Raw genomic sequence first — 14,011 nt, 5'->3', positions numbered from 1 at the left:
GGCCATCCGGTCGCGCTGGCCTCCTTCGAGCGGGCGGCGCAGGCGCTCGCCGCGTCGATCGCCGCGACGGCCACGCTGGTCGAGATAGAGATCGCCGTGATCGGCGGGGGAGTGGCGAAGGCCGGCGACGTGCTGTTCACGCCGCTGCGCCGAGCGTTGCGCGACTACGCCACGCTGTCCTTCGTGCAGAACCTGACCGTCACTCCCGCGATGACCGGGACCGATGCCGGCCTGGTCGGCGCGGCCGCGGCGGCGCTGGGGAACGGTGCGCGGGTGGGGGCGGGCGCGTCCGCGTAGGCGCGAGTCCGTTGGTTGCACCGAGCGGGGCGATGCCTCAGCGCTCCGATCATTTTCTGAACCACGCTGACGGGTGCGAACGTGACGGATCGTCACGTTCCTCCGTACTCACACCCGTTGTCGGTTGTCATGTCTGCGCCATGTCGCGCGTTTACGGTAGGCGGTGTTCGAGTCTGTTGGAAGCGATGCGATAACGGTTCGCCCTTGTCCTGCCGGAAGTCTTGACCAACCTGCAGGTTGGCAGTGAGATCCAAGCCTCCCGTTCGATTGTGTTGGGTTCACCCGACGGCAGTACGAGTCAATCAAGGAGAGGGACATGACAGAGTCATCGTTCACTGGGCAGGGTGCGCGCGGCGGCGGACCCCGAAACGGTGCAGGACATCGGATGTCCCGGCGGACTCTGCTGCGTGGCACCGCCCTTGGTGCCGGAGCCGTCGCGCTGCCTTCCCTGCTGACCGCGTGCGGCGGTGGGCCCGCCGATGCCGGCAAGACCGTCGCCATGGGATCCAACGCCTCCGACCCGGTGCCGAAGAAGGCGTACGCCGAGGCGTTCAAGGCGTACGAGAAGCAGTCGAAGGACGACCGCAAGGTCAAGGTCAACACCGTCGACCACAACTCGTTCCAGGAGAACATCAACCGCTATCTGCAGAGCACGCCGGACGACGTCTTCATGTGGTTCGCCGGATACCGGATGCAGTTCTTCGCGAAGAAGAACCTGCTGCACGACATATCCGACGTGTGGTCCGGCTTCGACGGCTTCACCGACGCGATCAAGGACCAGTCCACGGGCGAGGACGGCAAGCAGTACTTCGTGCCGTACTACTACTACCCGTGGGCCGTCTTCCACCGGAAGAGCGTCTTCCAGAAGTACGGCTACGAGGCGCCCAAGGACCTTGACGCATACGTCGCTCTCGCCAAGCAGATGCAGAAGGACAAGCTCGTCCCGATCGCTTTCGCGGACAAGGACGGCTGGCCCGCGATGGGCACCTTCGACTATCTCGACATGCGCATCAACGGCTATGAGTTCCACAAGGCGCTGATGGCCGGCGAGAAGGCGTGGAACGGTCCCGAGGTCAAGGAGGTCTTCGACACCTGGCGCCGGCTGATGCCATATCACCAGGAGGGCGCCAACGGCCGCACCTGGCAGGAAGCGGCGCAGGGGCTGCAGAAGAGCGAGGCGGGCATGGCGGTCTTCGGTCTGCCGCAGCCGGGCCAGCAGTTCCCGGACGACGAGCGCGAGGACCTGGACTTCTTCGCCTTCCCCGAGATCAACCCGGAGCACGGCCAGGACGCGGTGGAGGCGCCGATCGACGGCTTCCTGCTGGCGAAGAAGGGCAAGAACCTCAAGAACGACAAGGGGATGGACGCGGCGAAGGACCTCCTCAAGTTCCTTGCCACGGCCGAGGCCGAGAACATCTATCTGACGCACGACCCGAGCAACATCGCCGTCCACGAGGGCGCCGACACCGGCAAGTACACGGAGCTGCAGAAGAAGGCCGTCGAGCTGGTCTCCGGTGCCCAGCAGATCTCCCAGTTCCTCGACCGCGACACCCGACCGGACTTCGCCTCCACGGTGATGATCCCGGCGCTGCAGAGCTTCATCGGCAACCCGAAGGACGTCGACGGTCTCGTCAACGACATCGAACGGCAGAAGAAGACCGTCTTCGCCGCCGGCTGAGCCACCGACTCACCCTTACGTACTGGGAGTTCACACCCGTGTCGCTCACCTCCACGCGGGGCGATCGAGGCCGGCGGCGGCGCGGCGCGCGGCGGTTCAACCGCCGCGACCGCATCGTCCTCGGGGTCCTGCTCGGCCTGGCCATCCTGATCGACCTGTTCATCGTCTGGGGCCCGACCCTCGCCTCCATCGGCCTGTCCTTCACCAACTACGACGGCGTCAGCGACATCGGCTGGGTCGGCCTTGACAACTACAAGACCGCGTTCACCGAGTACCCGCAGTTCTGGCCCGCGGTCCGCCACAACCTGATGTGGCTGGGCTTCCTCGGCCTGGTGGCCACGCCGTTCGGCCTCTTCCTCGCCGTGCTCATCGACCGCGGTGTGCGCTTCAGCCGCTTCTACCAGTCGGCGATCTACCTGCCGGTCGTGCTGTCGCTCGCCATCGTCGGCTTCATCGCCCAACTGGTGTTCTCCCGCGACCAGGGAGCGCTCAACGCGCTGCTCGGCCGGCAGGACAACCCGATCGACTGGATCGGCGATCCCGACATCAACATCTGGATGGTGATGATCGCCGCGGCCTGGCGGCACACCGGCTACGTGATGATCCTCTATCTGGCCGGACTCAAGGCGGTCGACGCCTCCCTCAAGGAGGCGGCCGCGATCGACGGGGCCAACGAGCGGCAGACCTTCTTCCGTGTGGTCTTCCCGACGCTCAGGCCGGTCAACATCATCGTCATGGTGATCACGGTCATTGAGGCGCTGCGTGCCTTCGACATCGTCTATGCCATCAACAGAGGCAGAAACGGCCTGGAGTTGCTGTCCGTGCTCGTCACCGACAACATCATCGGCGAGGCCAGCCGGATCGGGTTCGGCTCGGCCATCGCCGTGGTGCTGCTCGTCCTCTCCCTCGGATTCGTCGTGACGTATCTGGTCCAGGAGCTCCGAGGGGAGAAGAACCGATGAGTGTCGCTCCCGCACCCGCGCCGACGGACGTCACCGAGCGGGTGTCCGCGCCCGAGTCCCGCCCGCGGCGCCGCGGCCGCTGGGGTACGCAGATCTTCCTCACCGCGGTCTCGCTGGGCTTCCTGGCCCCGCTGCTGCTCGCGGTGTACGCCTCGCTGCGGCCGTACGACGAGACGGCCGAGGAAGGCTACTTCTCGCTGCCGAAGTCCCTGTCGTTCGACTACTACAAGCAGGCGTTCAACGACTCGGAGATGACGAAGTACTTCGTCAACACGCTGATCATCGCCGTGCCCGGCGTACTGATCGTGCTGTTCCTCGCGTCGTTCGTGGCGTTCGCGGTCTCGCGCCTGAGGATGCGCGGCGGCATCGTGCTCGTCATGCTCTTCACGGCGGGCAACCTGCTGCCCCAGCAGGTGATCATCACGCCGCTGTACGCCCTGTTCAACCAGATCGAGCTGCCCTACTGGATGTCGGACTCGTACCTGATGTACGACTCCTACTGGGCGGTGCTCGCCGTCCAGGTGGGATTCCAGCTGGGCTTCTGCGTGTTCGTGCTCGCCAATTTCATGCGCACACTGCCGCAGGAGATCATCGAGGCGGCGATCGTGGACGGCGCCGGTGTGTGGACCCAGTACTGGCGGATCACCCTGCCGCTGTGCCGACCCGCGCTCGCGGCGCTCGGCACCCTCCAGTTCACCTGGATGTACAACGACTTCCTCTGGGCGCTGGTGTTCATCAACACCGGCGACAAGCTGCCCATCACCTCGGCCCTGAACAACCTCAGCGGCCAGTACTTCACCGACCACAACCTGCTGGCCGCGGGTTCGGTGATCGTCGCGGCCCCCACGATCATCGTGTTCCTGCTGTTGCAGCGGCACTTCATCGCGGGCCTGACGCTGGGGTCGTCGAAGGGCTAGGAGCCGCCGCACCGTTCAGGAGCCGTCTTCCCGCCGAGGGCCCCGCCTCAATCCGCCCGGCCCGGCCACGCGTCGGCGATTTCGTCGGGCACCTCGCCGCCGGCCAGTACCGCGGCGGCGAGGTCGGGCAGGGGGATGCCCTCGGCGATGGAATGGGCCCGCAGCCGGTCGAGCGCGGCCTCCGGGCCGACGCCCCACAGTTCGGCCAGTACGCCGGTGGCGAGGTGGGTGGTGCCCCAGTGCGCCTCGATCACCTCGGCCGGCTCCCACGGCGGCAGTTCATCCGTGGTCAGCCGGTTCATCGCATGTACCTGCAGCACCTTGGCGATCTCGGCGGCGCCGGCCAGGGTCTCCCGTACGGTGAAGTCGTCCATCGGCTTCGGCTCGTAGCCGAAGAGGTCCACGGCGCCGACGCACTGGCCGCCGGTCAGCAGCGGGAAGGCGTAGACCGCGCCGACCTGCGGCAGATGCTCGCGCAGCAGCGGACCGAACAGGGGCCACAGCGCCCGGTGTTCGCGCACGTCCTCCCACAGCACCACATGCGCGGTCGCCGCGGCCGTGATGCAGGGGCCCTGCCCCGATTCGAATTGCAACTGCTCCAGCCTGAGCCCCACGTCGTCCGAAGCGCACAGCAACTGGCGTTGCGGGAAGTGCGTCAACAGCGAGAACGTCGCCCCGTCCACGGGCAGCGCCTCGCACAACGCGGCACACATCTGTTGCGGCAGGTGCTCCTCGGGCCCTTCATCCGCTGCCGCGCGGATGCGCTCCGCCAACGATCGGTCTTCCACGGCAACCCCTCGGTGGAGACGGCTTCCCGGCCCGGGTTCCCCCGCGGTGTTCACTTACGCAAGTCGGTGCAAAGGCCACCGTCTCAGTCCCTGGAAACCGGGTGAGTTCCCGAGGCTCGCTGCTTAGGGTGCCGCCATGGCCGACTCTCCCGCGCAGGACCTCGCCCGGACTCAGACGCCGTGGGACCCCGGCTCGATGATCTCGTCGAGGACGCTGCGTACGGCCTGGAACGCGCAGCCGTAGACCTGCGCCGCGAACTCCTCGTCGGGGTCGGCCCGTTCCAGCTCGGCGGTGCGCGAGCGCCAGTCGTGTTCCTGACGTGCGGCCCAGTCACGGGCGCGCAGAATGCGCCTCAAGAGTTCGTCCGAATCCACGATGTCGGTCATATCTCCCGGTTACCCCGCAGGTCGCGGCCCAGACCCGGCACGCCCGTCGCGTACGGGGTTACGGGGCACGGCGGAGCGGGCAAGCCACACGGGGGCCGGCAGCAGAGGGGGAATCGTGATCGTCTGGATCAACGGGGCGTTCGGTGCGGGGAAGACCACCACCTCCCGCGAACTGCTCGACCTGATCCCGAACAGCACGCTCTTCGACCCCGAGGTCATCGGCGGAGCGCTGCCCTGGCTGCTGCCGCCCAAGCGCCTGGCCGAAGTGAGCGACTACCAGGATCTCGGCTTCTGGCGGCGGATGGTGGTGGACACCGCTGCCGCGCTGCACGCCGAAGTGGGAGGCGTCCTGATCGTCCCGATGACGCTGCTTCGCCAGGAGTACCGGGACGAGATCTTCGGCGGCCTCGCGGCACGGCGCATCCCCGTCCGCCATGTGCTCCTTGCCCCGGCGGAAACGATCCTGCGCGAGCGGATCGCCCGGCGCGAGGTACCGGACACCCCCGACGGCGAACTGCGGGTGCGCCAGTGGTCGTTGGAGCACATCGAGCCCTACCTCGACGCACTCGGTGCCTGGCTGGCGGCCGACGCGTACCTTCTCGACACCGGGGTGCTGAGCCCGCGCGAGGCAGCCGAGCGGATCGCGGAGGCGGTACGTACCGAGGCGGCCGGGGTGAGCGACATCGTGCAGACCCCCGAGCCGTCCGCGGAGACCCTCGCCTCCGGCGTGCTGCTCTTCGACGAGCAGGACCGCGTGCTGCTCGTCGATCCCACGTACAAGGCCGGGTGGGAGTTCCCCGGCGGTGTGGTCGAGCCGGGCGAGGCACCCGCCGCGGCCGGGATACGGGAGGTCGCCGAGGAGACCGGCATCCGACTGGTCCGCAATCCGAGCCTGTTGGTGATCGACTGGGAGCCGCCGCACCCCCCGGGATACGGCGGTATACGGCTGCTCTTCGACGGGGGCCGGCTCCCCGCCGACGCCGCGGAACGCGCGCTGCTCCCCGGCCCGGAACTGCGGGCCTGCCGCTTCGTCTCGGAGACGGAGGCCGCCGCCCTGCTGCCGCCGGTCCGCTTCGAGCGGCTGCGATGGGCGCTGCGCGCGCGGGAGCGGGGCGTGCCCCTGTACTTGGAGGGCGGCGTTCCGGTCGACTGAGGAACCGTGCGGCTCACGGCAGATACGACTCCAGGGTGCCCCGCCTGCGCACGTCCAGCGTCGCGCAGTGGAAGGAACCGCCGAAGGGCGCGTAGTGCAGCAGATCGCAGGGGATCGGTTCGAAGCCCCAGCGCTCCAGGGCACGCAGCATGCCCGTGTGGTGGCGCTCCGCGATGACCCTCCTCTCGTCCACCATGAGGACGTTCATGCTCAGCCACTGCCCGCACATCGACGTGATCTTGAGCAGCCGCTCGTCGATCGGATCGGGTTCGGGAGCGACCAGGACATCCCAGGAACGCAAGCCCTCCGGGAGCCGGTCGGGGTCCACGTAAGCCGGATTGATGAGCACCTTGCCGGGAGCCAGCGGCATGAACGTGGTGTCGACATGCATCGGAGTGCGGCAGCTGCTCGCGATCTCGTGGATGCGGTAGCCGGGGCCGAGATGCCGGCGCAGCCACTCGATGCCCGTCCGGTTGGTGACATTGCTGCGCGTCACGAAGAGATCGCGGCCCGCGCGTACGAAGTCTGCGGCGTCGAAGACAGGCTCGAACTCGGTGAGGATGTAGCGCATCGGCTCGTCCTCGGCCGGAGTGCGGAACTCCGGCTCGAACAGCTCGTCCGTCAGCTGGGGCTTGGGCGCGGAGGTCCAGCGGGCGCCGCGCCGGAAGTAGTCCTTGAGCAGGGCCCGGTACGAGTGGGTCTCGAAGTAGCGGCACGGCCAGGCCATCGGTGTCTCGATGATCTCGTCGCCGATGACCAGGAGGCTGTCGCGGGGGCAGGTGTTGCAGAAGCCGCGCGCGGACCAGTCGGGAGTGGCGTAACGCCGTTTGTGGTCGACCGGTTCGGGCCGCCGCACCGTGATGCCCAGGGATTCGAGCAGTTCGACGAAGCCGTCCAGCTCGTCCTGGGCGGGCTCGACCAGGCGGCGCGGATACCTCAGGCCCGCGGCCAGACCCTGCAGCCGTCCGGCCCACGAGGGCACGTTGCAGGTCACGACGGGGTGGCCGGTGGGAATCGTGGCGCCGTCGAGGCGGCCCACGATGACCTCCTCGAGCGGGTCCCATTCGTTGTGCGAGCTCACCGGGGACCGCTGCGCGGCTGTGGCATCCGTGGACGGCTGCGAGGCCGGATGCGGCGGGCCTGCCGGGCGGTCCGCTGCCGTTCTCGCTTCGAGGCTCTGTCCCACGACACTGCTCCCTCGACTGTGGCCAATTCTACTCCGGCGCCCGCAGCCATGCCTCTGACCTGGGGCCGTGCCGCATGGGCCGGGCATGCCGAGTACCCGCACTGATCGCCGCGAAGCCCCGCGGTCGTGCACGTGGCCAAAAAAGTACGGTCCCGCTCCCCGGAGGGGGAGCGGGACCGGGAGCGGGGCAGGCGGTCAGGCCTTGGACGCCGCGTAGTTCTGCAGGAACAGCGCCTCGGTGATCGACAGCTGGCGCAGCTCGTCCGGCGAGACGGACTCGTTCGGGGCGTGGATCTGCGCCTCCGGCTCGCTGAGACCGATCAGAAGGATCTCCGCGTCCGGGTAGAGCGCGTCGAGCGTGTTGCACAGCGGGATCGAGCCGCCCTGGCCCGCGTACTGCATCTCCTGACCGGGGTAGGCGACCGCCATCGCATCCGACATCGCCTGGTACGCGGGCGAGTTGACGTCGGCGCGGAACGGCTGGCCCTGACCGATCTGCTCGGTGCGGACCTGGGCGCCCCACGGGGTGTGCGCCTCGATGTGGGCGCGAAGCAGCTTGGTGGCCTCGGCGGCGTCGGCGCCCGGCGGCACCCGCAGGCTGATCAGGGCGCGGGCGCTCGACTGTACGGACGGGGTGGCGCCCACGACCGGCGGGCAGTCGATGCCGAGGACCGTGACGGCGGGGCGGGCCCAGATCCGGTCGGCGATCGTGCCCGAGCCGATCAGCTCGACACCGTCGAGGACCTTGGCGTCACCGCGGAAGTCGTCCTCCGGGTACTGCAGACCTTCCCAGGTCTGGTCGCCGTCCAGGCCGTCGACTGTGGTCGAACCGTCCTCGGCGCGCAGCGAGTCGAGGACGCGGATCAGCGCACCGAGCGCGTCCGGGGCGGCGCCGCCGAACTGGCCGGAGTGCAGATTGCCCTGGAGGGTGTCCATCTCGACCCGGAGCAAGGTCATCCCGCGCAGAGTCGAGGTGACGGTCGGCAGTCCGACGCGGAAGTTGCCGCTGTCACCGATGACGATCGCGTCCGACACCAGGAGCTCGGGGTGCGCCTCGGCGTACCGCTCGAGACCACCCGTGCCCTGCTCCTCGGAGCCCTCGGCGATGAACTTCACGGAGACCGGGATACCACCGTTCTCCTTCAGCGCACGCAGCGCCAGGAGGTGCATGACCACGCCGCCCTTGCAGTCCGCGGAGCCCCGCCCGTACCAGCGGCCGTCCCGCTCGGTGAGCTCGAACGGCGGGGTGAGCCAGGCCTGCTCGTCCAGCGGCGGCTGCACGTCGTAGTGCGCGTACAGAAGCACCGTCGGCGCACCCTCGGGGCCGGGCAGCAGACCGTAGACGGACTGGGTGCCGTCCGGGGTGTCGAGCAGGGCCACGTCCGTGAAGCCCTCGGTGCGCAGTGCGTCGGCGACCCAGTTCGCGGCGGCTTCGCTCTCGCTCTTCGGGAACTGCTCGAAGTCCGCCACCGACCGGTACGCCACCAGCTCGGCCAGCTCCTGCTTCGCCTTCGGCATGAGGGCGGCGATGGTTTCGGCGATCCGTTCGTGCGCCGGGTTCGGCGACATGGGCACGCTCCTGGTGGGTGCGACGTTGTACAGGTGTGCGGAAGTTGTGCACGTATTCCGCATGGGGATCTTTTCACAAGGGCAGACGCCCCGTTCCGGCGGCGGGGGCCCGCCGGGCCCGCCGTAGGATCTCCGTTGAAGGAGCAGCAGACACCGTCGGATCGGAGCAGCAGGCCATCGTGAGCAGCGAGAACGCGGACCGTAACGCCCCGGACGAGACACCTGAGGTATGGGACGTCGTGGTGGTGGGCGCAGGCCCCGCCGGAGCGTCGGCTGCCCATGCGGCGGCTGTCGCAGGGCGGCGCGTCCTGCTCCTGGAGAAAGCGGAACTGCCGCGGTACAAGACCTGCGGCGGCGGCCTCATCGGCCCCTCGCGTGACGCACTGCCGCCCGGCTTCGAGCTGCCGCTCAAGGACAAGGTGTACGCGGTGACCTTCTCCCTCGACGGGAAGTTCGCGCGCACCCGCCGCTCCAAGAAGATGCTGTTCGGTCTGATCAACCGTCCCGAGTTCGACCAGCAGCTGGTCGAGTCGGCGCAGAAGGCGGGGGCCGAACTGCGCACCGGCGTCACCGTCTCGCGCGTCGAACAGCACGGCCCCGAGGTGCCCGACCGGCGCACGGTCGCGGTGGTCCTGAGCGACGGTGAGACGGTCCTCGCCCGCGCGGTCGTCGGCGCGGACGGCAGCGCGAGCCGGATAGGAGCACACGTCGGGGTGAAACTCGACCAGGTCGATCTCGGACTCGAAGCCGAGGTCCCCGTGCCGCCGACCGTCGCCGAGGACTGGAAGGGCCGCGTCCTCATCGACTGGGGCCCGCTGCCCGGGAGTTACGGGTGGGTCTTCCCCAAAGGCGACACGCTGACGGTCGGGGTGATCTCGGCCCGGGGCGAGGGCGCGGCCACCAAGCGCTACCTCGAGGACTTCATCGGGCGGCTCGGTCTGGCCGGCTTCGAACCGTCGATCTCCTCCGGCCACCTCACCCGGTGCCGCACCGAGGACTCGCCGCTCTCCCGCGGCCGCGTCCTGGTCTGCGGTGACGCGGCCGGGCTGCTCGAACCGTGGACCCGCGAGGGCATCTCGTACGCACTGCGCTCGGGCCGTCTCGCGGGGGAGTGGGCCGTGCGGATCGCCGAGGCGCAGGACGCGGTCGACGCACGGCGGCAGGCACTCAACTACGCCTTCGCCGTCAAGGCGGGCCTCGGTGTGGAGATGAACATGGGCCGCCGGGTGCTGACCCTGTTCGAGCGCAGGCCGGGGATGCTGCACGCCGCGATCACCGGCTTGCGGCCCGCCTGGAACGCGTTCGTACGGATCGTGCAGGGTTCGACCTCGCTCGCCGAGATCGTACGGACGCATCCGATGGCGCGGCGGGCGGTCAGCGCGCTGGACCGGGGTCCTGGGCAGTCGGAGGCGTGACGACCGGGGCGGTCGCGGGCTTGAGGAGCGGGGTGTCCCGTGTGAAGGGGCGGAATCCGAGGCCGTAGTAAAGGCCGCGCGCCGCGGGATATCCGGGAGCGCCCAGGCAGGCGACGGTCATGTGCGTGGCCCCCGCTCCCCGGGCGAGGTGCATTCCCTTCAGCAGCAGCGCCCGCGCCAGGCCCCGGCGGCGGTACGCGCGGTGGGTGCCGACGGGCTCGAACTCGGCGGTCCGGTTCACCTCGTCCAGCCACATGATCGCCGAGCAGGCCATCGTCCCGTCCGGGGCCCGCACCAGCAGGTGCAGATCGCCGCGGTATCCCGCCGTCGCCCGCACCCCCTCGTAGGCCTCGACGGAGTACGCCGAGGTGTGCCAGGCGTCCACATGGGCCCGGACCGCGGCTTCGGGGCCCGCTTCGTCGGCGGTGAGGAAGCAGAATCCTTCCGCGAGGACCGGCTCTTCGAGATCGGTGAGCTCCCGCTCGTTGAGCTGGGTCCACGAGCCGTTCTCGCCGAGCTCGGAGGGATCCGTCGCATAGCCGTGCGCGGCCCACCGCTCGAGGGCGTACGTGTCGTCGGCGCTCGGAAGCACGGTGCGTTCGAGGCCCGCGGCCGCGTCGTCGTACCAGGCGATCACCTCATCGACGAGCTCGGCGTGGCCGGGGTGGATCTGATACGCGAGATACGCGCCGGTGATGTCCTTCACCGATCCGTCGCTCAGCTTCACCTGGCGCGGCAGCTGGGCCCACGCCCAGGCCACCAGCTCACCACCGTCGGCGCCCGCGAACCAGAGCTTGCGCGGCCAGTGCGCACCCTGGGCGGCATGGCCCTTGCCCCAGATCCAGGCCAGTTCGCCGTACGACGCGTCCGCGTTGATCAGCTCCGGGCGCGCGGCGGTGACCCGCTGCGCCAGCGACTGCATGAGCCGGACATCCGCGGCGGTCACAAGATCCCAGACGGTCATGGTGGGCCACTGTGGCAGAGGAGCGCCGAGCCGTCGATCCATTTCCTGCCGTCGGCGCCCGGCGTTGATTCCTCACGTCCCGGGCTCGCGCGGCGGCGCCGTCACGCGGTGCTGCGTCGGGGTGATGCCGCGCAGCCGTTTGAACGCAACGCTCAGCGCGAAGGTGTTGGCGTAACCGACTCGTCGGGCGATCGATCCGACCGTGGCGTCCGTGTCACGCAACAGGTCGGCCGCCAAGCCGATGCGCCAAGCGGCAAGGTAGGCCATCGGCGGCTCGCCGACCTGAGCGGTGAAGCGGCGGGCGAAGGCCGCGCGGGACACCCCCGACTCGGCCGCCAGACCCGCCACCGTCCATGGGCGGGCCGGATCGGCGTGGAGCAGTCGCAGCGCATGCCCCACCACCGGGTCGCGTGAAGCGCGGTACCACGGCGGCGCGTTGGCCTCGGACCGGTCGAACCAGGTGCGCAGTGTCGAGAGGAGCAACAGGTCGAGCAGCCGGTCGCGCATCGCCTGCTGTCCGGGCCTGTCCGAGGCCATCTCCTCGACGAGAAGGTCGAACAGCGGGCGGCGGCCGTCGGCGGGGATGACCAGGTACTCGGGCAGGGCGAGGAGCAGCCGCTCGCTGATCTCGCCGCGGCCGGTATAGGCACCACTGAGCAGCAGGGCCGATCCCTCCGGCTCGGCGCCGGCCTCGTCTGCGTGGGCGGGCGTGCAGTAGTCGGCACTGTCGACCACGACCTGCGGCGGTGTAGCCGGATCATCGGCGACCGTGTACGGCGCGCGGCCGCGCATGATCGCGATGTCCCCGGTGCCGACCGGCACCGGTTCGCTGTCGTCCGGAACGATCCAGGCCTTGCCGCGCAGCATCGTGGCCAGGGTGAGCGGTGATCCCCCGGCGAAACGCACGGACCAGGGCCCGCTCACGGCCGTCCGCTGGAACAGCGCACCCCGTGCCCTCACGCCGTCAAGGAGGTCGGAAAGTACATCCATAGCTCGACCGTAGACGCACAGACATCGAAGTGAGTCGGCTGACCATGGCCCGTCTCATGTGAAGGGGCTTGGCTGGGCTCATGAGCACACATCGTTTTCTGGTAACAGGCGGTACGGGCAAGTCCGGCAGCCACGTCGTGTCCCGGCTGCGGGCGCAGGGTGCCTCGGTCCGCGTGGCGTCACGCTCCGGCGAACCGGCCTTCGACTGGCACGACCGCGCGACCTGGGACACCGCGCTCGACGGCGTCAAGGCGGTCTACCTCGTGCCGCTCGACGGGCACCTCCTCACGCGGCCCTTCGTCGAGCGCGCAGTCGAGCTGGGTGTCGAGCGCGTCGTGCTGCTGTCGGGGCGCGGTGTGGACGTGCCGGGCTACTCCGGCGAGGCCAACAGCGCCGGCGCCACCCACGTGGACGGTGAGAGTGCGGTGCGCGCGAGCGGAATCGACTGGACGATTCTCCGGCCCGCGTGGTTCGCACAGAACTTCAGTGAAGGAATCTTCCGCGACGCGGTCCTTGCCGGTGAAGTGAGGCTCCCGGCCGGCGGCGGCGCGGCCTCCTTTGTCGATGCCGTGGACATCGCCGCGGTCGCGGTCGCCGCGCTCACCGAGGGCGGCCACTCCGGTGAGACGTACGAGCTTTCCGGCCCACGGGCCCTGACCATCGCCGAGGCCGTCGCCGAGATCGCCGAGGCGACCGGCCGCAGCATCCGCTATGTCCCGCTCTCTCCCGGCCGGTTCATCTCGGAACTCACCGGGCAGGGCTGGCCGGCGGCGGAAGCAGAGGACTATGCGGAGGCGGTGAGTCCGATCCGGCGCGGCTTGGACGACCACATCTCCGACGGTGTGTGGCGCGCTCTGGGCCGTCAGCCGCGCGACTTCACCGACTACGTTCGGGCGGCGGCACCCGCCTGGCGTGATTGAACGCCACCGGCGGCCGGTGCGGCCGGTGCGGCCCGTGCGGCTCTGCGTGGCCCGGTGCCGGGCGGGCCGGGCCCTTGGGCCGCACGTCATGTACTTCACCGGGAGTACCCCCGCTCACCTCCCACGGCTGACGTCGCGGCGTGTCCGGGCGGTCTAGCGTGGCGGTATGGCAGAGCAGCACACCCCCGGGTCCCCGACGCGCACCTGGGGCGGACCGCCGTGGCGCGACGGCCCGCATGGTCCGCCGTGGCGCGGTGGCCCGCATGGACCGCCGTGGCGCGGTGGGCCGCCCGGGCTGCAGAAGTGGGTGGAGCGCGGCGGTCTGCCCTGGATCTCCACGCTCGTGGTCACGGTCTTCGTGCAGATGGGCAGCACCTTCGCCGCACACGCGCAGACCGATTACCGGGCCGGTCTCGATGTGTTCGCCCGCGCTCTGCTCTTCACCGGCACCGCGCTGTTGCTGCTGCGCAAGAAGTACCCCGTACCGGTGGTGTTCGGCGTCGCGGCCACCACGATGCTGTACCTCGGCGCCGGATACCCGTACGGCCCGGTCTTCGTCACCGTCGCCTTCGCGGTCTTCGCCGCGATCGTCGCGGGCCACCGGCGTGCGGCGTGGGCGGCGATCGGAATGCTGTGGCTCGGCCATCTGCTGATCTCCCACTGGCTGTACCGCTGGCTTCCGCCCGACGGTGACACCGCCGCGTCGTGGAGCGGTGAACTGGTCGTCGCCGCCTGGGTGGTGGCCATCGTCGCGGTCGCCGAACTGGCCCGTTCGCGCCGTGAGC

Annotated in this window: 13 protein-coding genes and 1 pseudogene; 8 read left to right on the top strand and 6 right to left on the bottom strand. The window is 69.6% G+C overall.

Annotated features, from left to right (window positions below; genetic code table 11):
- From ABT367_RS36970 to ABT367_RS36955, 4 genes are all read left to right on the top strand, one after another.
- A partial coding sequence (locus tag ABT367_RS36970; protein WP_352257770.1) for an ROK family protein occupies window positions 1-297 on the top strand: 297 nt, incomplete at its 5' end.
- Between the two features lie 385 nt (window positions 298-682).
- Window positions 683-1,975, top strand: coding sequence for an ABC transporter substrate-binding protein (locus tag ABT367_RS36965; protein ID WP_352257768.1), 1,293 nt, complete (start codon window positions 683-685; stop codon window positions 1,973-1,975).
- A 38-nt stretch (window positions 1,976-2,013) separates the two neighbouring features.
- Window positions 2,014-2,937 (top strand): carbohydrate ABC transporter permease, encoded by a 924-nt coding sequence (locus ABT367_RS36960; protein ID WP_352257766.1) that lies wholly within the window; start codon window positions 2,014-2,016, stop codon window positions 2,935-2,937.
- Entirely contained in the window at window positions 2,934-3,854 is a 921-nt protein-coding gene (locus ABT367_RS36955) for a carbohydrate ABC transporter permease (protein WP_352257764.1), read from the top strand. Before ABT367_RS36960 ends, ABT367_RS36955 begins: the two co-directional genes overlap by 4 nt.
- A gap of 47 nt (window positions 3,855-3,901) precedes the next feature.
- Here ABT367_RS36955 and ABT367_RS36950 read toward each other — a convergent pair whose 3' ends face one another.
- Together ABT367_RS36950 and ABT367_RS36945 are read right to left on the bottom strand one after the other, a co-directional pair.
- Window positions 3,902-4,642 (bottom strand): GAF and ANTAR domain-containing protein, encoded by a 741-nt coding sequence (locus ABT367_RS36950; RefSeq protein ID WP_352257763.1) that lies wholly within the window; start codon window positions 4,640-4,642, stop codon window positions 3,902-3,904.
- A 171-nt stretch (window positions 4,643-4,813) separates the two neighbouring features.
- Entirely contained in the window at window positions 4,814-5,029 is a 216-nt protein-coding gene (locus ABT367_RS36945; RefSeq protein WP_165335271.1) for a hypothetical protein, read from the bottom strand.
- A gap of 112 nt (window positions 5,030-5,141) precedes the next feature.
- Here ABT367_RS36945 and ABT367_RS36940 point away from each other — a divergent pair, with 112 nt between their 5' ends.
- Window positions 5,142-6,182: an NUDIX hydrolase gene (locus ABT367_RS36940; RefSeq protein ID WP_352257774.1), complete on the top strand. Its 1,041-nt coding sequence runs from the start codon at window positions 5,142-5,144 to the stop codon at window positions 6,180-6,182.
- Between the two features lie 13 nt (window positions 6,183-6,195).
- Here ABT367_RS36940 and ABT367_RS36935 read toward each other — a convergent pair whose 3' ends face one another.
- Window positions 6,196-7,263, bottom strand: a complete 1,068-nt coding sequence (locus ABT367_RS36935) for an amidinotransferase (protein WP_352257772.1) — start codon at window positions 7,261-7,263, stop codon at window positions 6,196-6,198.
- Between the two features lie 300 nt (window positions 7,264-7,563).
- Window positions 7,564-8,937: a dipeptidase gene (locus ABT367_RS36930; protein WP_352257761.1), complete on the bottom strand. Its 1,374-nt coding sequence runs from the start codon at window positions 8,935-8,937 to the stop codon at window positions 7,564-7,566.
- Between the two features lie 179 nt (window positions 8,938-9,116).
- Between ABT367_RS36930 and ABT367_RS36925 the strand changes: the two genes are divergently transcribed.
- Window positions 9,117-10,352 carry a geranylgeranyl reductase family protein gene (locus ABT367_RS36925; RefSeq protein WP_352257759.1) on the top strand — a complete coding sequence of 412 codons (1,236 nt, stop codon included), beginning with the start codon at window positions 9,117-9,119 and terminating at the stop codon, window positions 10,350-10,352.
- Here the strand turns inward: ABT367_RS36925 and ABT367_RS36920 are convergent.
- On the bottom strand, window positions 10,312-11,316 hold the full coding sequence (locus ABT367_RS36920) for a GNAT family N-acetyltransferase (RefSeq protein ID WP_352257757.1): 1,005 nt from the start codon (window positions 11,314-11,316) through the stop codon (window positions 10,312-10,314). The two genes, ABT367_RS36925 and ABT367_RS36920, sit on opposite strands and share 41 nt — an antisense overlap.
- A 72-nt stretch (window positions 11,317-11,388) precedes the next feature.
- On the bottom strand, window positions 11,389-12,306 hold the full coding sequence (locus ABT367_RS36915; RefSeq protein WP_352257755.1) for an AraC family transcriptional regulator: 918 nt from the start codon (window positions 12,304-12,306) through the stop codon (window positions 11,389-11,391).
- Window positions 12,307-12,386: 80 nt separating this feature from the next.
- On the opposite strand from ABT367_RS36915, the gene ABT367_RS36910 reads away from it, so the two are divergent.
- Both ABT367_RS36910 and ABT367_RS36905 read left to right on the top strand, forming a co-directional pair.
- Window positions 12,387-13,226: an NAD(P)H-binding protein gene (locus tag ABT367_RS36910; RefSeq protein WP_352257753.1), complete on the top strand. Its 840-nt coding sequence runs from the start codon at window positions 12,387-12,389 to the stop codon at window positions 13,224-13,226.
- A 166-nt stretch (window positions 13,227-13,392) separates the two neighbouring features.
- Window positions 13,393-14,011 (top strand): annotated as a pseudogene (locus ABT367_RS36905) (sensor histidine kinase); the annotation flags it as partial.

Source organism: Streptomyces mesophilus (genome assembly GCF_040300965.1).
GTDB classification, from domain to species: Bacteria; Actinomycetota; Actinomycetes; order Streptomycetales; family Streptomycetaceae; genus Streptomyces; species Streptomyces mesophilus_A.
The sequence above is the reverse complement of the archived record's forward strand: the minus strand, read 5'-3'. Positions and strand labels throughout refer to the sequence as shown.